The sequence below is a fragment of the Nocardioides sp. Leaf307 genome (assembly GCF_001423135.1).
Taxonomy (GTDB): domain Bacteria; phylum Actinomycetota; class Actinomycetes; order Propionibacteriales; family Nocardioidaceae; genus Nocardioides; species Nocardioides kribbensis.
Genome location: NZ_LMNY01000003.1, coordinates 542449 through 560721, shown reverse-complemented (window position 1 = coordinate 560721; position 18273 = coordinate 542449). Strand labels below are relative to the sequence as shown.

Sequence of the window (18273 nt, the reverse complement as noted above, 5' to 3'; positions counted from 1 at the left end):
CGGGCCGGTCGGGCCGGGTCAGTCCTCGGAGCCGGCGAGGTCGTCGAGCACGGCCACGGCCTCCTCGGCGGTGATCCCGCCGCCCTGGATCCAGTACGTCGTGCCCTCGGCCCCCAGCTGGCAGGTCACGCCGGCGGGGTCGTCCTCGGGCACGGGCTGGCCGGCCGGCACGTTCTGCCCGTAGGTGAGCTGGCACACCGCGTCGCCGACCCGCTCGAGCTCGGTGGAGCTGCGGGCGAGGTCGAGCAGCGCCGGGTCGACCGGCAGGGCGCCGGGGATGAACAGCCCGGCGGGCACGCCGACCACGGCCACGGCCGCCTGGCGCTGCAGCGCCTCGTCGGCGTAGATGCGGACCTCGGCGGGGGCGTCGAAGACCTCACTCAGCCGCTCGCCGGCCGACTCCTGGAGCTCGGTCTGGCGCTGCGTCAGCTCCTCGGCCTGGGCCGGGTCCTGGCCCTCGGGGGCCTCGACGCCGAGGTCGAGGGCCCGCAGGCCGCCCGGCAGCTCGTCGGGCAGGGCCGCGACGCCGTCGGCGCCGGAGAGCTCCTCGGCGCCGCTGTCGATCCTCGGCAGGACGACGGCGAAGACGACCATGAGGGCCAGCAGGACGGCGCCGAGGACGACGCCGGCGACGCGGGTACGAGCGATGGTGGGAGTGGTGGTCACGGCGGTGACGTTACCCACGCCTCGGTCGGGATCGCCCATCGGCTGAGTACCCTCGAGACGTGAGCACCAGCGAGACCTCCGGCGCGACCGCGGACCGTCTGGCTGCCGGTCCCCTGGTCGCTCGCACCGTCGTGGTCGAGCCGGGCCACGTCGACTCGCTGCTGTCCCTGCTGCCCGCGGACCGTCCGGTGACGTGGCTGCGTCGCGGCGAGGGTCTCGTCGGCTGGGGTGTCGCCGCCGAGCTGCGCACCGACGGGCCGACCCGCTTCGCCGACGCCGCGAAGTGGTGGTCCGAGCTGGTCGCGCGCTCGGTGGAGCACGACGAGGTCGACGAGCCGGGCACGGGCCTGGTCTGCTTCGGGTCCTTCGCCTTCGCCCACGAGCCGGGCGACTCCGTGCTGGTCGTGCCGTCGGTGGTCGTGGGTCGCCGCGGCGACCTGACCTGGGTGACGACCATCGGCCCGGCCGAGCAGGAGGGCGGGTCGCCCGACCTGGCCCCCGCCGACGACCCGGCGGTGCCGGTCGGGATCAGCTTCGTCGACGGCGCCCTCGACGGCGAGCGGTGGATGAGCGTGGTGGCCGACGCGGTGGCCCGCATCGAGGCCGGCGACCTGGAGAAGGTCGTGCTGGCCCGCGACCTGCTCGCCACCGCCCACGCGCCGGTCGACGTGCGCTGGCCGCTGCGCCGCCTGGCCGAGAGCTACCCCATGTGCTGGACCTTCCACGTCGACGGCATGTTCGGCGCGACCCCCGAGATGCTGGTGCGCCGCGAGCGTGGGCTGGTGACCTCGCGGGTGCTGGCCGGCACCATCCGCCGCAGCGGCGACGACCAGCGCGACCTGGCGCTGGCCGCCGCGCTGGCCCGCTCCTCCAAGGACCTCGAGGAGCACGAGTACGCCGTGCGCTCGGTCGCCGACGCCCTTGAGCCGCACTGCTCGTCGATGAACGTGCCCGAGGCGCCCTTCGTGCTGCACCTGCCCAACGTCATGCACCTGGCCAGCGACGTCGCCGGCGTGGTGCACGACGCGGCGACGGTCTCGTCGCTGCAGCTGGCCGAGGCGCTGCACCCCTCGGCGGCGGTCGGCGGCACGCCCACGGCGGCGGCCACCGCGCTGATCCACGAGATCGAGGGCATGGACCGCGGTCGCTACGCCGCGCCCGTCGGCTGGATGGACGCCTCCGGCGACGGCGAGTGGGGCATCGCGCTGCGCTCGGCGTCGGTGGACGGCTCGACCGTGCGCCTCTTCGCCGGCTGCGGGATCGTCGGCGACTCCGACCCCGAGTCGGAGCTGGCCGAGGCCCAGGCGAAGTTCGTGCCCGTGCGCGACGCCATCACGGCGACGGAGCCGTCGCCCCCAGCCGCAGGTTGAGCCCGATCGCCGCGGCGTTGTCGGGGTGGTGGAAGGTGCGCAGCCGGGTGTGGCCGCGCGAGCGCGCCCAGCGCACCGCCTCCAGCTTCATCGCCACCGCGAGCCCGCGGCCCCGACGCTCGGGCACCACGCCGGTCATCTCGCCGAAGGCGTAGCCCTCGAGCGGGCGCAGCGAGGTGACGCTGAGCCCCACCCAGTGCTCGCCCTCGACCGCGACGACCGCGCCGTGCGGGTCGTAGGAGGCCGCCGCGCACCGCTCGGGCACCCCCGCGGACAGGTCGGTGCCGGGGTCGTCGGCGGCGCAGCGCGCCCAGAGCGCCTCCAGGCGCCGACGCTGCGGGGCGTCGTCGCCGAGCCGGGCCATCGTGGTGAGGGCGACGCCGGCGGCGGTCGCGGCGTCGAGGCAGGGCAGGAACGGCGTCTCGTCGAAGGCCGCGAGGTCGAGCTCGAGTCGCACCCAGGCGGTCACGGCCGCCCCGCTCAGAGGTCGGCGCCGTCGGGCAGCCGGGTGTAGGCGCTCCCGGCCGGCTCGAGGAAGCGGCGCAGGTGGCCGTCGACGATGTCGAGGCCGGCCTCGGAGTAGACGCGGTCGTGGATCGCCAGCACCCGGGGGGCGCCGACCTCGCGGGCGAAGTCGATGGCCTCGGCGGCCTTGAGCCACGGCGCGCTGACCGGGCAGAGCAGCACGTCGACGGGCTCGCCGGGCGGCGTGAGGGCGTCCCCGGGGTGGTAGACGCGCCGGTCGCCGCAGGTCACGACGTAGCCGCTGTTGTCGATGCGGGGCAGCTCCGGGTGGATCACCGCGTGGCGCTCGCCGACGGCGCGCACCGGGAGGCCCGCGGCGGTGAAGCGCTCGCCCGGGGCCACCACGACGAGCCGCTCGGCGACGTCGGGGGCCTCCGCGCGGATGCGGGCCGCCACCGCCTCGATCGTGACGACGGGCGCGTCGCTGAGGCGCAGGTGCTCGGCGAGGTAGTGGTCGGGGTGCTCGTGGGTCAGCAGCACCGCGCCGGCCCCGTCGAGGGCCTCGGCCGCGTCGGTGAACACCCCCGGGTCGACCACCAGCACCCCGCCGTCGTGCTCGACCCTCACGCAGGCGTGGCCCAGCTTGGTGATGCGCATGGCTCCCACCGTAGCCATCCCGCGACCCGGGTGGTCCCTACGATGCAGGGGTGAGCACGAGCAGCCCCCGACCCGCTCCCGCCGTGCGGCTGCGCCAGGCGACGCCCGCCGACGCCGAGGCCCTGACCCACCTGCACCTCGACGTCTGGGACGACGCCTACACCGGGCTGGTGGAGCAGCGCGTGCTCGACGAGCGCCGCACCGACGTGCCGGCCCGGGTGGAGCGCTGGCGCGGCATCCTCGCCGGCCCGCGCGAGGAGCCGCTGTGGCTGGCGGTCGAGGTGGGCCCGGGCGGCGGCGAGGAGCTGGTGGGCTTCGCCAGCGCCGGCCCGGCGCGCGACGGCGACGTCGACACCGCGACCGAGCTGTGGTCGCTCTACGTGCGGGCCCGGCTGTGGGGCACCGGGGTCGGCTACGCGCTGCTGCAGGCGGCGATCGGCGACCGCGCGGCGTACCTGTGGGTGCTGGCCGGCAACGACCGCGCCATCGGCTTCTACGAGCGGCAGGGCTTCCGCCTCGACGGCACCGTCGACGAGCTCGACGACGGGCGCCACCTGCGCATGCTGCGGGCCGGCACGTGAGCGTGCTCGACCTGGGCGACCCGTCCTTCGACGTCACCTCCGCCGCGGTGCTCGAGGCCCGCGAGCGCGACTGGTACGTCGAGACCACGTGGGGCTGGGCCGTGCTGCGCCACGCCGAGGGCACCGCGGTGCTGCGCGACCGCCGCTTCGCGCAGGGCAACGCCCGCTGGCCGGCGCAGAACGGCATCCACTCCGGGCTCTTCTCCGACTGGTGGGCCGAGACGCTGCTGAGCCTCGAGGGCGACGACCACGCCCGCGTGCGCCGGCTGCTCGCCCCGGCCTTCCGCAGCCGCGCGATCGCGGCGATGCGCCCGCGCTTCGAGGCGCTGGCCCACGAGCTCGTCGACGCCTTCGCCGCCACCGGGCGCGTCGAGCTCGTCCACGACTTCGCCGAGCCCTACGCCGCCCGGATCATCTGCGTGCTGCTCGGCCTCGACGAGGCGCACTGGCCGCAGGTGGCCCGCTGGGCCGACGACCTGGGGGCGTCGTTCTCGGTCGACGTGGCCGCCCGGCTGCCGCGCATCGAGGCCGCGCTGGAGGGGCTGACCGGCTACGTCGACGAGGTGGTCGCCGACCGGCGGGCCCGGATCGCCGCCGGCTCGGCCCACGGGCCCGGCGACGGGCCGGACGACGGGCCCGGCGACGGGCCGGAGGACTGGCCCGGCGACGGGCCGGAGGACCTCGTGACCACGCTCGTGCGCGCCGCCGACGACGGCGAGCGGCTCACCGGGCGCGAGCTCAGCGTGGCGCTGGTCTTCCTGGCCTTCGCGGGCATGGAGACCACCCGCAACCAGATCGGCCTGGCCGTGCAGACGCTGCTGGCCCACCCCGACCAGTGGCGGCTGCTGGGCGAGCGCCCCGACCTCGGCGCCGCCGCCGTCGAGGAGGTGATGCGGGTCAACCCCACCGTCACCTGGGTGACCCGCGAGGCCCTCGAGGACGTCGACCTCGGCGGCCTGCGCGTGCCGGCCGGCGGCATCGTGCAGGTGCTCTCCCACGCCGCCGGCACCGATCCGGCCGCGATGGCCGACCCCTCCTTCGACATCGAGGCCCAGGCCCGGCGCGAGCGGCCGCCCCACGCCGGCTTCGGCGCCGGGGTCCACCACTGCCTGGGCCACTTCGTGGCGCGCACCGACATGGCCGTCGCCCTGCCCCTGCTGGCCCGCCGGCTGCCCGGGGCCCGCCCCGACGGCCCCGGCACCTGGCTGCCCGTGTCGGGCAACACCGGCGCGCTCCGCTTCCCGATCCGCTTCGACGTCCAGGAGGACGCATGACCGACCTGACCCGCACCGTGGGCGTCACCGGCTCGACGGGGGCGCTCGGCGGCCTCGTCACCGCGCAGCTCGCCGGCGCCGACTTCCGCCTCGACCTGCGCCTGCTCGTGCGCGACGCCTCGCGCGCCCCCGACGTCGACTGCGACGTGCGCGAGTGCACCTACGCCGACCACGCCGCGTCGCTGGAGGCCCTGCGCGGGGTCGAGACCCTCCTCATGGTCTCCGCGGCCGAGGCCGTCGACCGGCGCGAGCAGCACCGCACCTTCGTCCGCGCCGCCGCCGACGCCGGCGTGCGCCACCTCGTCTACACCTCGTTCGCCGGCGCCGACCCACAGGCCACCTTCACCCTCGGCCGCGACCACCACGACGCCGAGACCGCGATCCGCGAGGCGGCCGCGGAGACCGGCATGGGCTTCACGTTCCTGCGCGACAACTTCTACGTCGACGTGCTCCCGCTCTTCGCCGACGAGGCCGGCGTCATCCGCGGGCCCGCGGGCGAGGGCCGGGTCGCCGCCGTGGCCCGCGCCGACGTGGCCGACGTCGCCGCCACGGTGCTGCGCGACCCGGCCGCCCACGCGGGGGCGACGTACGTGCTGACCGGGCCGGAGGCGCTCACCATGACCGAGGTGGCCGCCCGCGCCGGCGCCGTCCTGGGCCGCGAGCTGCGCTTCGAGGACGAGGGTGTGGAGCAGGCCTACGCCTCGCGGCGCGCCGCCTACGACGCCGAGGACTGGCAGCTCGACGCCTGGGTCAGCACCTACACCGCCATCGCCGACGGGTCGTGCGCCCGGGTCACCGACGACGTGCGGCGCGTCACCGGCCACGACGCCCGCACCCTCGAGCAGGCGCTCGCCTGAGCCACCGCCGGCCCGGCTGTCACGGGACCGGCTGTCACGGGACCGGCTCTGGCAGGCCCGGGTACCGCACGGTCAGCCGGTGAGGTGGTGCACGTAGCACCAGCGCCAGCTCTCGTCCTCCTCCGCCGACTGCATCACCGCGTGGGCGGTCTCGTGGAAGTGCACGGTGGCGTGCTGCTGCGGGGAGGAGTCGCAGCAGCCGACGTGGCCGCACTCCAGGCACTGGCGCAGCGCGACCCAGGTCGTGCCGTCCTCCAGGCAGCGCGCGCACACCGGGTCCTGGGCCGTGACGACCGCGGGGAAGCGCTCCAGGTCGGCGCAGACCTCGCCCAGACGCCGGCCGACGGCGGTGGCGCGCAGCTCCTCGCGCTCCTCGCTGGCCACGTCGAGCATCGACTCCTCCACGTCGAGCATGGCCAGCACGTCGGCCACGACCTCGGCGGGCACCGTGCCGCCGCTGCGGATCTCCAGCACCCGGCGGCGCTCCGCGCCGATCATGGCGCGGCGCGCGCGGGAGTAGAGGTCGCTGGGCGACTCCTGGTCCCCGACGGTGGCCAGGCGCTCCCAGGCGGCGAAGTTGCGCTGGTCGAGGCGCTGGCGGATGAGGTCGACGGCGCCGTGCTGGTCGTCGTACTCCAGCCGGTCGAGCTCCTCCAGCGCCGCCTTGGAGGCCTGCTGGAGCAGGGTCGCGCGGGCCAGCGCGTCCTCGGCGGGGTCGGGCGAGGGCACCCGCAGCCGACGGGCCACCATCGGCAGCGTCAGTCCCTGCACGAACAGGGTGCCGGCCACCACGGTGAAGGCGATGAGCAGGAGCACCTCGCGGTAGGGCGTGCCCTCCGGGATGACGAAGGCGGCCGCGAGCGTCACGACCCCGCGCATGCCGGCCCAGCCGAGCACGAAGGTGTAGGTCCACGGCGCGTCCTGGCCGAGGTCGGGGTCGGGACCGGGGCGCACCAGCAGGTAGCGCGCCGGGAAGACCCACAGCAGCCGCAGCACGATCACCGCGGCCAGCGTCGCCCCGCAGACCGCCGCGATGCGCCCCAGCCCGATGTCGGAGTCGACCGCACCCTCGACGATCCACCACGCCTGGAGCCCGATGAGCAGGAAGACGGCGTTCTCCAGGACGAAGGCGATGGTGCGCCAGTTGAGCCGCTCCGCGATGCGCGACTGCGCGGTCTGCAGCACCGGCGCCTTGTGGCCCAGCAGCAGCCCGGCCACCACGACGGAGATCACGCCCGAGGCGTGGATCTCCTCGGCCAGCACGTACGCCGCGAAGGGCACGACCAGCGACATCGCCGAGTCGATGACCGGGTCGGTGATGCGCCGGCGCACCTTGCCGACCACGACGAAGAAGGCCAGGCCGACCAGGGCCCCGCCGCCCGCGGCGAGCACGAAGTCGAGCGCGACCCCGCCGGCGTCGAGGCCGCTTCCCGCCGCGACGGCCAGGGCCGTGCGCAGGAAGACCAGTGCGGTGGCGTCGTTGAAGAGCGACTCGCCCTCGAGGATCGTGACCACCCGTCGGGGCAGACCGATCCGGCGCCCGATGGCGGTGGCGGCGACCGCGTCGGGCGGGGCCACGACGGCTCCGATGGCCAGGGCCAGGGCCCACGGCAGGTCGGGCAGGAAGAGCCGTACGACGCAGGCCACGCCGGCGGCGGTGAAGACGACGAGCCCGACCGAGAGCAGCAGGATCGGTCGGCGGTTGGCGTTGAAGTCGACCAGCGAGGTCTGCTGGGCCGCGGCGTAGAGCAGCGGCGGGAGCAGGCCGAGGAGCACGACGTCGTGGTCGAGGTAGACCTGGGGCACCTGCGGCACGTAGGAGGCCGCCACCCCCACCGCGATCAGCAGGAAGGGCGCCGGCACCTCGAGCCGGTCGGCCAGCGCCGTGCACACCAGCACGCCGACGGCGAGTCCACACAGCAGCAGGGCGATCTCCACCGCCCCATCATCCCCCGGTGGCGGCCCGTGCCGTCAGTCCGCGGCCAGGCCGCGGATCCGGGCGTCGACCTCACGGCGGTCCTGGCGGGGCACGCGCACCTCGACCACCTCGATCCCGCCGGCGGGCGAGGCGAGCGCCTGCTCGAGCTCGGGCAGGCTCTCCACCCGCCAGTGGGGGGTGCGGGTCGCCGCGCAGAGGGCGGCGAGGTCGACGCCGTGCGGGGTGCCGAAGAGCCGCTCGAAGCGGTCGGAGTGCTCGGGGGCGCCCTGCTCGAGCGTGGCGAAGATCGACCCGCCGTCGTCGTTGACCACCACCAGGGTCAGGTCGGGCCGGGGCTCGTCGGGCCCCAGCACCAGGCCGTTGCTGTCGTGGAGGAAGGTGACGTCGCCCAGCAGGGCGATCGCCCGGGTGCTGTGCGGACGACCCAGCGCGGCGCCGATCGCGGTCGAGACCATGCCGTCGATGCCGGCCAGGCCGCGGTTGGCGACCACGAAGCGGCGGGCGCCGACCCCGAAGCCGGTCTGCATGAGGTCGAGGTCGCGCACCGGGTTGGAGGGGCCGACGACGAGCAGCCCGCCGGGCGGCGTGGCCCGCACGACGGCCCCCGCCACGGCGTGGGCCGTGAGCCCCGGCTCCGCGGCCACGAGCGCGTCGAGGCGCCGGGCGACCGCGCGGTCGGCCTCGAGCCACGCCTCGAGCCACGGCGTCCGCACCGGTCCGGCGGGGGCGTCGGCGGTGGGGGCTCCCGGGTCGGCGGCGGGGTCGACCAGCTCGAAGCGGCCGCCGCCCAGCGGGCGGTCGACGCGGTAGGGACGCGCGGGCCAGGCGCCGCGGCCGGGGGCGGCCCACACCTCGACGTCGTCGCGACCGAGCAGGCGCATCACCGGACGCGACAGCGTGGGGTGACCGACCACGACGACGCGCTCGACGCTGCGGGCGAGGTCGGTGTCGAGCAGCAGGCGGTAGCAGCGCAGCGCGTGGGTGCCGGTGCGCGAGCCGCTGGAGGGCTCGGCCAGCAGCGGCCAGCCGGCGCGCTCGGCGAGCTGGCGGGCGGGCGGGCCGGCGTCGTCGCCGGCGACGACCAGGGTGCGCGGGCCGAGCGGGATGCGGTCGACTGCCTCGGGGCGCGCCCGCGCGGGGCGCTCCCCCGGCACGACGGCCGGGCGCCACGGCGCGGCCGGCAGCAGCGGGTCGTCGAGCTGGACGTCGAGGTGGACCGGGCCCCACGGGTCGTCGAGCACCGGGACGTCGCCGGGACCGGCCAGGTCGTGGGTCGCGACCAGGGCGCCGAAGATCCCCACCTGGTCGGTGGTCTGGTTGGCGTCGGTGCCGCGCAGCCGCGCCGGGCGGTCGGCGGTCACGACGACGAGGGGCTGGCCGGAGTGGGCCGCCTCCAGCACCGCGGGGTGCAGGTTGGCCACGGCCGTGCCCGACGTGCACACCACCGCCGCCCGGGCCCCGGCCCGGGTCAGTCCCAGCGCGAGGAAGGCCGCCGACCGCTCGTCGACGCGGGTGTGGAGACGCAGCAGCCCCGCGGTCGCCGCGTCGTGGACGGCGAAGGACAGCGGGGCGTTGCGCGACCCGGGGGCGACCACCACGTCGCGCACGCCGTGCGCCAGGAGCGCGGTCACCACCGCGCGCGCCAGCAGGGCCGAGGGCGGCTCGGCGGGCTCGGCGGGGTGGGCGGGGTCGGCGTGGGTGCTCACGGACGTCGATCCTGCCGCAGCGCCCTGACCTCGGCCAGGCGCGCCTCCCAGTGCGCCACCCGCTCCGGCGCCGCCGCCCACCGCGCGAGCGCGTCCTCGTCGACCACGGTGCCGGGCACCCCGGGCGAGCCCGGCACCCGCAGCACCCCGTCGACGGGCACCAGGGGGTCGGCGACCAGGTCGCCGGTGAGCAGCTGCACCGTGGACAGGCCGCAGGCGTGCGGCAGCTCCGGCAGCGCCGCGGCCAGCGCGAGACCGGCGGCGATGCCCACCGAGGTCTCCAGCGCCGAGGACACCACGACGGGCAGGCCGATGTCCTCGGCGATGCGCAGGCACGCCCGCACCCCGCCGAGGGGCTGCACCTTGAGCACCGCCACGTCGGCGGCCTCGAGGTCGCGCACGCGGTAGGGGTCGGCCGCCCGGCGGATGGACTCGTCGGCCGCGACCGGCACGTCGACCCCGCGGCGCACGCGGGCCAGGTCCTCGACCGTGGCGCAGGGCTGCTCGACGTACTCCAGGCCGCCGGCGGCGCGGTCGAGCACCGGGATCGCGGCGAGGGCCTCCTCGAGACTCCACAGGCCGTTGACGTCGATGCGCACGTGACCGCCCGGCCCCAGGGCGTCGCGCACGGCCTCGAGCCGGGCCTGGTCCTCGGCCAGGCTCGAGCCGGGGTCGGCGACCTTCACCTTGGCGGTGCGGCAGCCCCCGCGCAGCACCAGGGCGTGCGCCCGCTCGGGGTCGACCACGGGCACCGTCACGTTGACCGGCACCTCGGTGCGCACCGGCTCCGGCCAGTCGCCGGCGGCCGCCTCCTCGGCGCAGCGCAGCCAGGGCTCGGCGACGGCCGCGTCGTACTCCAGGAACGGGCTCCACTCCCCCCAGCCCGTCCGCCCCGGGTCGCCGTCGCCGGCCCCGCGCAGCAGCACGCCCTCGCGCACGGTGATGCCGCGGAAGCGGGTGGTCATCGGCACCGACCAGACGTGGGTCACGGCCGCTGCCCCTGCTCCTCGGGCGCGGCCAGCGCGCGCAGCCGCAGCCGGTCGGGCTTGCCGTTGGCCAGCATCGGCACCTCGGTGAGGCCCACCAGTTGGCGCGGCGCCCACGTGCGCGGGTGGGCGCCCGCCACCCAGTCACGGGCGGCGTCGAGGTCGAGCGGTCCGACGACGAAGGCGACCAGCCGGTGGCCCCACTCCTCGTCGGGCACGCCCAGCACCTCGGCCGCCACGACGTCGGGGTGCTGGCGCAGCCGGGCCGCCACCGCGGGCGCCGGCACGTTGACCCCGCCGCTCACGACCACGTCGTCGAGGCGCCCGAGCACCTCGAGCCGACCGTCGTCGTCGAGCCGGCCGGCGTCGGAGGTGAGGAACCACCCGTCGACCAGCACCTCGCGGGTCAGGTCGGGGTCGCCGTCGTAGCCCTCGAAGAGCGTCGGCCCGCCGAGGCGGACCCGCCCGTCGCGCCCCAGCGCCAGCGCGACACCGTCGAGGGGCACCCCGTCGTAGACGCAGCCGCCCGCGGTCTCCGCCGAGCCGTACGTCGCCACCACGCGCACCCCGGCGGTCTCGGCGCGGGCGCGCAGGGCCGGGTCGAGCGGGCCGCCCCCGAGCAGCACGGTGTGGTAGCTGCGCAGGGCCCAGACGTCGTCGGGGTCGTCGAGCAGGCGGTGCAGCTGGGTGGGCACCAGGGAGACGAAGCGGTCGCCGCGCTCGGCGGCGCCGAGGGCGAAGGGTCCGCGGCGCACGAGCTCGGCGGTGGCCGCGGCGAACCCGTCGTGCTCCTCGAGCAGCACGGGGTCGTGGCCCGCGACCAGCGAGCGGCACACGACCTGCACGCCCGCGACGTAGGAGGCCGGCAGCGCCAGCAGCCAGGCGCCCGAGGAACCGAGTCGTCGCTCGGTGGCGTGCACGGAGGCGAGCACCGCGCGGCGCGAGAGGGCCACGCGCTTGGGCCGCCCCGTCGACCCCGACGTCGTGACGACCAGCGGCTCGGGCTCGGCCGCGCCGGCCAGCCAGCCGCGCAGGGAGTCGACCACCTCGCGGGTCGTGCCGCCGATATCCACGCGACCGACCCTAGCCAGGCGTGATCCACTGCGGGGCGTGAGCACCCTGGTCGACGTCGCCCGGGCGGGAGCCCGGAAGGCGGCCCCGCCCACCCCGCTGGCCGGACGACTCTCGGTGCAGTCGGTGCTCTACGCCATCGGCGACGGCACCTTCCTCACCGCGAGCGCCGTCTTCTTCACCCAGGTCGTGGGGCTCTCCGCCGCCCAGGTGGGCCTGGGCATCACCGTGGCCGGCGTGGTCTCGATGCTCGTCGCCGTGCCGGCCGGGCGCCTGGCCGACCGGCTGGGCCCCCAGCGCACCTGGGCGCTGGGCGCGCTCGGCACCGCCCTCATGTACGCCGTGTGGCCTTTCATCGACGGCTTCGCCGCCTTCCTGGCGATGAGCATCGTGCTGGAGATCGTCAACGGGGCCGGCAACGCCGGGCGCGGCGCCTACGTGCTCGACCTGCTGCCGCGCGCGGAGCGGGTGCGCTCGCAGGCCTACATGTACTCCGCGCTCAACCTGGGCTTCACCCTCGGCGCCGCGCTGGGCGGGATCGCCCTGGCCTTCGAGGACGACTCGGTCATCCGCGCCCTGCCCTGGCTGACCGCGGTGCTGGTGGCGGCCAACGCCTGGTGGATCACCCGGCTGCCGGCCACCGCGCACCAGCACCGCCCCGACCCGCTCGTGGCGGCGGTCGAGGCCGCCCTCGACGACCCGGAGCCGTCGGCTCCCGCCACCTCCGACGCGCGGGCGGCCGGGCCCGGCGGGACGGTGCCCGGCGCGCTGCGCAACCGCGGCTTCCTGGCCACGTCGTTCTTCGGCGGGGTGCTCGACACCAACCAGGTGCTGCTGCACCTGGTGATCCCCCTCTGGCTGGTGGAGGAGACCGACGCGCCGCGCGTGCTGCTGGCGCTGCTCTTCGGCACCAACACGGTGATGTGCATCTTCCTGCCCATGCGGGCCGCGCGGGGCGTGCGCGACGTGACCACCGCCCTGCGGGCCGCGCGCCTCAGCAGCGTGTTCTTCGTCGTGTCGTGCGTGATCACCCTGGCCACCCACGAGACCGTCGGCTGGGTCACCATCGCCCTGATCTGGCTGGGCCACGTCACCGTGACCGGCGCCGAGCTGTACCTCTCGGCCGCGAGCTGGTCCTTCGACTCCGAGCTCTCCGACCCCGACCGGCGCGGGGAGTACCAGGGCGCCCGCAACCTGGGCCGCCAGCTGGGCTACATCGGCGCCCCCGCCCTCTACACCTTCCTCGCCCTGGAGGTCGGCACCCTGGGCTGGCTGGCCATCGCCGCCATCGCCGTGGTCGCCGCGACCGCCCTGCACCCCTCGGCCCGGGCCGCGCAGCGCTTCCTGGTGCGCCACGACCTCGATCCCGCCCGCTGAGCGGTCGCGCGGGCCGCGACTGGTTGAATCCTCCGGTGGCCACCCCCTCCGATTGGATCGCCGGCGCGCGCCCGCGCACCCTGCCCGCCGCCGTCTCCCCGGTGCTCGCCGGCACGGGCGTCGCCGCCCACGTCGACGAGGCGGTGTGGTGGAAGGCCGTGCTCGCCCTCGTGGTGAGCCTGGCGCTGCAGGTCGCGGTCAACTACGCCAACGACTACTCCGACGGCATCCGCGGCACCGACGACGACCGGGTCGGGCCGATGCGGCTGGTCGGGTCGGGCGCGGCGCCCGCCGCCGCCGTCAAGCGGGCCGCCTTCCTCGCCTTCGGCGTGGCCGGGGTCGCCGGACTGGTGCTCGCGGCCACCACCGCCTGGTGGCTCGTCGCGGTCGGCCTGGTCAGCATCGTGGCCGCCTGGTACTACACCGGCGGCTCGAACCCCTACGGCTACCTCGGCCTGGGCGAGGTCATGGTCTTCGTCTTCTTCGGCCTCGTCGCCGTCGTCGGCACGACCTACGTGCAGACCGCGTCGCTGGCGGCCGGCGACCTCGCCGCGGCGCTCGCCGCCGCCGTCGGCATCGGTGCCCTGGCCTGCGCCATCCTCGTGGTCAACAACCTGCGCGACATCCCCTCCGACACCCTCGCCGGCAAGCGCACCCTCGCGGTCAAGCTCGGCGAGCGCCGCACCCGCCGGCTCTACGTCGGGCTCGTGGGGCTCGCGGCCCTGGCCGTCGTGGCCCTCGCCGCGCTCACCACCTGGTGGGCGCTGCTCGGTCTCGGCTTCCTCGTCGTGGCCGCCCGCGGGGTGCGCACCGTGCTCGGCGGGGCCGTCGGCCCGGGCCTGATCCCCGTGCTGGCCTCGACCGGGGCCGGCGAGCTGGCCTGGGCCGTGCTCACCGCCGTGCCGCTGCTCGTCCTCGCCTGACCCGGCGCGACCGGGCACGACCTGGCCCGACCTACGCTGGCAGCATGGGTTTCCTGATCTTCGTCCTCGTCGTGGTCGCCGCCGTCGCCGCCTGGAAGTTCCGGGTGCCGCTGATGGCGAAGGTGCTCGGGCAGTCCGAGAGCCGCGTGCAGCGCTCGATCGACCGCCGCAAGCGCTGACCCACGGCCTCGCGGGCGCCGGCCGGGTCGGCCGCGCGAGGGGTGGGACGCGGGCGCCGGGTCAGGCGCGGGGCGCCTCGCCGGCGTCGCTGCGCCGCTGCTCGTCCTCGGCGTCCTCGGCGTCCTCGCGCGCCTTGATCTCCTCGAAGCGGCTGGCCGCGCGGCGGGCCCGCTCGTCGACGCGCCGGGCGAAGGCCTCGCGCGGGCCGTTGAGCAGGAAGTAGGAGCCGATGCCGCTGATGACGAAGGCGAGCACGAAGGACCACAGCAGGTTGGCCTGACCGGCGACGCTGAGCCACACGCCCATGACGACGGCCAGCGAGGCCGCGAAGAGGACCAGGCGCAGGGCGGTGTAGACGACGAACTCCTTCACGCCCCCAGGGTAGCCCGCACCCGGCACCGGCCCCGAGGCGACCGGTCGCGGTCGCGGGTCCGGTGACCACCGGGCACCTACGCTGGAGGGGTGCTCAAGTTCCTGCTGGTGATCGCCGTCTTCGCCCTCGCGACGTACCTCACAATCCGCGTCATCCAGCGCCGCGGCCTGCTCGAGCAGGGCCCGCAGCGCCCGGCGGCGCGGCCGTCGCGGCCCGCACCCAAGGGCCCCAAGCCCAAGCCCCGGATCGTCGCTCCCGACGACGACGAGGACTTCCTGCGCGACCTCGACCGCAAGCGGCTGCACCCCGACGACCCGGACAACCCGCCCGCGACCACCTGAGCCGCGACCACCTCAGCCGCGCGAGCCGCGCTCGCGCGGGCACCGCCCCTCAGGGCGGACCGCAGGGGGTCAGGCCCCGCCGGCCAGGACCGGCGCCTCGGCGACCACGGGGGCCGGCTCCGGGGCGGCGTAGCTGTGCTGGGAGGTCGTGGAGAAGAAGTTGATCCCGATGAAGTTGAACCACAGCGTGGCGGTGCCGAGCAGCGCGAGGTAGGCGGCGTTGCGACCCTTCCAGCCGGCCGTGGAGCGGGCGTGGAGGTAGGCGGCGTAGACGACCCAGGTGATGAACGCCCACACCTCCTTGGGGTCCCAGTTCCAGTAGTTCGACCAGGCCTGGTGGGCCCAGATCGGGCCGGTGATGAGCACAGCGAAGGTCCACACCGGGAACGCGAAGGCGTGCAGGCGGTAGGACACGCGGTCGAGCACGGCCAGCGACGGCACCCGCGAGAGGTAGCCGGTCGAGGACTCGCGGCCCTTCGTGATCGAGCGCTCCTTGAGCAGGTAGAGCACCGAGCAGATGCCGCCGAGGCTGAAGGCACCGGTCGCGATGACCGCGGAGACCACGTGGATGACCAGCCAGGGCGAGTTGAGCGCCTCCGTGAGCGGGGAGACCGGGGCGTAGAGCCAGATGACGTCGACCATGAGCAGCACGAGCACGAAGCCCACGACCAGCGGGGCCATCCAGCTCAGCCCGAGGCGACGGCGCATCACGACGTAGAGCAGGGTCACCACGAAGGTGCCCGAGAGCGTGAACTCGTACATGTTGCCCCACGGCACCCGGTTGGGGTCGGCGGCCATCCCGCGCGCGAGCAGCGAGACGGCGTGCACCAGGCCCGCGACCACGGTCAGCGAGAAGCCGATGCGCCCGAAGAGGTCGATGCGGTGCTCGTGGTCGGGGCCCTCGGACCCCGCGGCCGGCTCGGCGCTCGCGCCGTACGCCGGGGCGGCCGGGCCGCCCGCGCCGACCGTCGCGGTCTCCCGCGCGCCGGCCTCCACGGGCACCTTGCGCAGCGCGCTCCACTCGACCAGGTGGGCCAGCAGGGCCAGGAAGTAGACCAGCCCTGCGGCGGCCACGGCCTGGTTGCTCAGGGCCTCCCATGCACTGTCGCTCACGACGTCTTCTCCTCGGTGGTTGCGGGTCCGGCGCCGTCGGCACCGGGGGTGTGGCCGGGGGTGGCCCCGGGACGGAGGTCGGCGACCAGCTGCTGGAGCACGACGCCCACGTCGCCGCCGCCGGAGCGGTCGAGCGCGGCCACCTCGACCAGTGTGCTCCCCCCCTCGCGACGCGCCCGCAGCCAGACGCGACGCGGACGGATGAAGAGGGAGCCGAGCAGGCCGAGCAGGGCCAGGCAGACGCCGATGAGGGCGACCTCCTTGCCGGGGGTCTGGCTGATCTGGATGCGGTTCCACCGCTCGAGGCCCTCGAAGGTCACCGTGCCCAGCCCGTCGGGCAGGGTCTCGGTCTGGCCCTCCTGCAGGTCGAGGCGGAAGGGCGAGCCGTCGGCCTTGGTGACCAGCTCGGCGTCGGCCTTGTCGAGCACGTAGACCGACTGCGACTGGCCCTGGTCGAGGCCGAGGTCACCGGTGTAGACCTGCATCGACAGGGTGGGGTTGTTGGCCTCGCCCATGACGTTGACCGGGTCGCCCTCCACGTTGATGAAGGTGGGGTAGAACAACCCCTCCAGGCCGATCTGCCCCGGCTGGGCGTCGGCGGCCTTGACCACGCCGAAGGACAGGAAGTCGGGGCTCTGCGGCAGGAAGATCGTCGGCCCGCTGTAGACCTCGTTGCCCTCGCCGTCGCGCACCGTGATGACGGGGGCGTAGCCGTGGCCGATGAGGAAGATCTCGGTGTCGTCGATCTGCAGCGGGTGGTTGACGCGCAGGTCGTACTCGGTGGGGGCGTCGTCGAGGCCCTCGACGTAGGAGACGTGGCTGACGAAGCCGCGGGCCTGGCCCTGGGCCGGGCCGCTGTCGAGCCAGTCCACGTCGAAGGAGTCGACGTCGAAGGCGAAGTCGTCGAGCTGGTCGGCCCCGAAGAGGGTGCCGGGCACGAAGTCGTCGTACTGCGTGAGCCGGTTGGTGAAGCCGGCGTCGTCGCCGACGAGCAGGATCACGCCGCCCTTGTAGCCCAGCAGGCTGCCCACGGCGAAGCCGACCAGCACCACCACCACCGAGAGGTGGAAGACCAGGTTGCCGGCCTCGCGCAGGTAGCCGCGCTCGGCGCTCACGGCGTCCTCGCCGTCGCGGGCCGGGCGCACGCGGTAGCCCCGCTTGGCCAGCAGGCGCCGGGCGCGCTCCTCGACCTCGGCGACGTCCTCGTCGGTGGTGTAGCTGGTGCTGTCGGGCAGCCGGGTCAGGTTGCGCGGGGCCGCCGGCGGCACGGCGCGCAGGCCGCGCCAGTAGTGGAACGTGCGCGGGATGATGCAGCCGATGAGCGAGATCATCAGCAGGATGTAGATCGCCGCGAACCACGGCGAGCCGTAGACGTCGAAGAGGCTCAGACGCTCGTAGATCGGCGTGAGCGTGGGGTGGGCGTCCTTCCAGTTCGACGTCTTGAGCGCGTCGACGCCCTCCTGCGGCACGATCGAGCCCGGCACGGCGGCCAGGGCCAGCACCAGCAGGAGGATGAGCGCGGTGCGCATCGAGGTGAGCTGGCGCCAGCCGAAGCGCAGCAGCTCGCCCAGGGTCAGCTCGCCGGCACGCCGCGGCGGCGGCGTGGCGCCGGAGGCGCGCTCCTTCGTCGCGGTGCTCACACGCTCACCTGGTAGCCCGAGACGAGGTGGATCTGGAGCCAGGCGACCATCTCGCCCCAGGCACCGGTGAGCAGGAGCACGCCCACCAGCAGCAGCATGCCGCCGCCGATGCGGGTGACGACCTGCTGGTGGCGGCGCACGAAGGCCAGCGCGCCGAGCGCGCGGCGCCACACGAGCGCGGCGACGATGAAGGGCAGGCCCAGGCCGAGGGAGTAGAGCCCCATCAGCAGGCCCCCGCGGGCGGCCGTGCCCTCGTTGAAGGCGAGGGTGAAGATGACACCCAGGGTCGGGCCCATGCAGGGCGCCCAGCCGACGCCGAAGAGGAAACCCAGCACCGGTGCGGCGGCCAGGCCGACCGCGGGCACCTTGTGCACCCGCAGGTCGCGGGCCAGGAAGGGCACCAGCCCGAGGAAGGCCAGGCCCAGCACGATGGTGACCACGCCCAGCACGACCTCGAGCAGCCGCTGGTTGACGATCAGCCAGCCCCCGACCGAGCCGCTGGCCATGCCGATGAGCACGAAGACCACCGAGAAGCCGAGCACGAAGAGCACCGCGCCCGCGAGCATGCGCCCGCGGCGCACGTCGCCGCTGGCGATGTCGGCGCCCGAGAGCCCCGTGGCGTAGGAGAGGTAGCCGGGCAGCAGCGGCAGCACGCAGGGCGAGAAGAAGGAGACCAGCCCCGCGATCACCGCCACCGGGACGGCGAGCAGCAGCGAGCCGGAGAAGGCCGTCTGGCCGAACCAGTCACCCACGC

19 protein-coding genes are annotated in these 18273 nt (G+C 75.5%); 8 read left to right on the top strand and 11 right to left on the bottom strand.

Features of this window, described 5'->3' with window-relative positions:
* Nucleotides 1–18 precede the first annotated feature (18 nt).
* A complete protein-coding gene (locus ASF50_RS17445) occupies nucleotides 19–666 on the bottom strand; it encodes a hypothetical protein (RefSeq protein ID WP_056905322.1) in 648 nt (215 codons plus the stop codon).
* 59 nt (nucleotides 667–725) lie between these two features.
* Here ASF50_RS17445 and ASF50_RS17440 point away from each other — a divergent pair, with 59 nt between their 5' ends.
* Nucleotides 726–2036, top strand: a complete 1311-nt coding sequence (locus ASF50_RS17440) for an isochorismate synthase MenF (protein ID WP_235557729.1) — start codon at nucleotides 726–728, stop codon at nucleotides 2034–2036.
* Here ASF50_RS17440 and ASF50_RS17435 read toward each other — a convergent pair.
* Both ASF50_RS17435 and ASF50_RS17430 read right to left on the bottom strand, forming a co-directional pair.
* Complete coding sequence (locus ASF50_RS17435; RefSeq protein ID WP_056905321.1) at nucleotides 1999–2505, bottom strand: GNAT family N-acetyltransferase; 507 nt, start codon at nucleotides 2503–2505, stop codon at nucleotides 1999–2001. The genes ASF50_RS17440 and ASF50_RS17435 overlap by 38 nt on opposite strands.
* An 11-nt stretch (nucleotides 2506–2516) precedes the next feature.
* On the bottom strand, nucleotides 2517–3158 hold the full coding sequence (locus ASF50_RS17430) for an MBL fold metallo-hydrolase (protein WP_056905320.1): 642 nt from the start codon (nucleotides 3156–3158) through the stop codon (nucleotides 2517–2519).
* A 50-nt stretch (nucleotides 3159–3208) separates the two neighbouring features.
* On the opposite strand from ASF50_RS17430, the gene ASF50_RS17425 reads away from it, so the two are divergent.
* The 3 genes from ASF50_RS17425 to ASF50_RS17415 are packed head-to-tail and all read left to right on the top strand — an operon-like array spanning nucleotide 3209 to nucleotide 5870.
* The gene (locus ASF50_RS17425; protein ID WP_082503332.1) at nucleotides 3209–3739 is read left to right on the top strand and encodes a GNAT family N-acetyltransferase; all 531 of its coding nucleotides are present in this window, start codon (nucleotides 3209–3211) and stop codon (nucleotides 3737–3739) included.
* Nucleotides 3736–5013, top strand: a complete 1278-nt coding sequence (locus ASF50_RS17420; RefSeq protein ID WP_056905318.1) for a cytochrome P450 — start codon at nucleotides 3736–3738, stop codon at nucleotides 5011–5013. Before ASF50_RS17425 ends, ASF50_RS17420 begins: the two co-directional genes overlap by 4 nt.
* Nucleotides 5010–5870 carry an NmrA family NAD(P)-binding protein gene (locus ASF50_RS17415; RefSeq protein WP_056864835.1) on the top strand — a complete coding sequence of 287 codons (861 nt, stop codon included), beginning with the start codon at nucleotides 5010–5012 and terminating at the stop codon, nucleotides 5868–5870. Before ASF50_RS17420 ends, ASF50_RS17415 begins: the two co-directional genes overlap by 4 nt.
* A gap of 72 nt (nucleotides 5871–5942) precedes the next feature.
* On the opposite strand, the gene ASF50_RS17410 is transcribed toward ASF50_RS17415, so the two are convergent.
* The 4 genes from ASF50_RS17410 to ASF50_RS17395 are packed head-to-tail and all read right to left on the bottom strand — an operon-like array spanning nucleotide 5943 to nucleotide 11574.
* Nucleotides 5943–7808: a Na+/H+ antiporter gene (locus tag ASF50_RS17410; protein WP_056864836.1), complete on the bottom strand. Its 1866-nt coding sequence runs from the start codon at nucleotides 7806–7808 to the stop codon at nucleotides 5943–5945.
* Nucleotides 7809–7841: 33 nt separating this feature from the next.
* On the bottom strand, nucleotides 7842–9515 hold the full coding sequence (menD, locus tag ASF50_RS17405; protein WP_056905317.1) for a 2-succinyl-5-enolpyruvyl-6-hydroxy-3-cyclohexene-1-carboxylic-acid synthase: 1674 nt from the start codon (nucleotides 9513–9515) through the stop codon (nucleotides 7842–7844).
* Nucleotides 9512–10504, bottom strand: coding sequence for an o-succinylbenzoate synthase (locus ASF50_RS17400; RefSeq protein WP_268778362.1), 993 nt, complete (start codon nucleotides 10502–10504; stop codon nucleotides 9512–9514). The genes menD and ASF50_RS17400 overlap by 4 nt, the downstream gene beginning before the upstream one ends.
* Nucleotides 10501–11574 (bottom strand): AMP-binding protein, encoded by a 1074-nt coding sequence (locus tag ASF50_RS17395; protein ID WP_056905316.1) that lies wholly within the window; start codon nucleotides 11572–11574, stop codon nucleotides 10501–10503. Before ASF50_RS17395 ends, ASF50_RS17400 begins: the two co-directional genes overlap by 4 nt.
* 37 nt (nucleotides 11575–11611) lie before the next feature.
* Between ASF50_RS17395 and ASF50_RS17390 the strand changes: the two genes are divergently transcribed.
* The 3 genes from ASF50_RS17390 to ASF50_RS19970 are packed head-to-tail and all read left to right on the top strand — an operon-like array spanning nucleotide 11612 to nucleotide 14051.
* Entirely contained in the window at nucleotides 11612–12949 is a 1338-nt protein-coding gene (locus tag ASF50_RS17390) for an MFS transporter (RefSeq protein ID WP_235557728.1), read from the top strand.
* 35 nt (nucleotides 12950–12984) lie between these two features.
* The gene (locus ASF50_RS17385; RefSeq protein ID WP_056905315.1) at nucleotides 12985–13872 is read left to right on the top strand and encodes a 1,4-dihydroxy-2-naphthoate polyprenyltransferase; all 888 of its coding nucleotides are present in this window, start codon (nucleotides 12985–12987) and stop codon (nucleotides 13870–13872) included.
* A 44-nt stretch (nucleotides 13873–13916) separates the two neighbouring features.
* Nucleotides 13917–14051: a hypothetical protein gene (locus tag ASF50_RS19970; protein ID WP_264674774.1), complete on the top strand. Its 135-nt coding sequence runs from the start codon at nucleotides 13917–13919 to the stop codon at nucleotides 14049–14051.
* Between the two features lie 61 nt (nucleotides 14052–14112).
* Here the strand turns inward: ASF50_RS19970 and ASF50_RS17380 are convergent, their stop codons facing one another.
* The gene (locus ASF50_RS17380) at nucleotides 14113–14424 is read right to left on the bottom strand and encodes a DUF4229 domain-containing protein (protein ID WP_056864840.1); all 312 of its coding nucleotides are present in this window, start codon (nucleotides 14422–14424) and stop codon (nucleotides 14113–14115) included.
* A gap of 90 nt (nucleotides 14425–14514) precedes the next feature.
* Between ASF50_RS17380 and ASF50_RS17375 the strand changes: the two genes are divergently transcribed.
* A complete protein-coding gene (locus ASF50_RS17375) occupies nucleotides 14515–14766 on the top strand; it encodes a hypothetical protein (protein ID WP_056905314.1) in 252 nt (83 codons plus the stop codon).
* A gap of 69 nt (nucleotides 14767–14835) precedes the next feature.
* Here the strand turns inward: ASF50_RS17375 and ccsB are convergent, their stop codons facing one another.
* Genes ccsB through ASF50_RS17360 form a run of 3 tightly spaced genes read right to left on the bottom strand, consistent with a single transcriptional unit; the run spans nucleotide 14836 to nucleotide 18271 of the window.
* Nucleotides 14836–15879, bottom strand: a complete 1044-nt coding sequence (gene ccsB, locus ASF50_RS17370) for a c-type cytochrome biogenesis protein CcsB (RefSeq protein WP_056864842.1) — start codon at nucleotides 15877–15879, stop codon at nucleotides 14836–14838.
* Nucleotides 15876–17519 carry a cytochrome c biogenesis protein ResB gene (locus tag ASF50_RS17365; protein WP_228942714.1) on the bottom strand — a complete coding sequence of 548 codons (1644 nt, stop codon included), beginning with the start codon at nucleotides 17517–17519 and terminating at the stop codon, nucleotides 15876–15878. Before ASF50_RS17365 ends, ccsB begins: the two co-directional genes overlap by 4 nt.
* A complete protein-coding gene (locus tag ASF50_RS17360; RefSeq protein ID WP_056864843.1) occupies nucleotides 17516–18271 on the bottom strand; it encodes a cytochrome c biogenesis CcdA family protein in 756 nt (251 codons plus the stop codon). Before ASF50_RS17360 ends, ASF50_RS17365 begins: the two co-directional genes overlap by 4 nt.
* Between the last annotated feature and the right edge of the window lie 2 nt (nucleotides 18272–18273).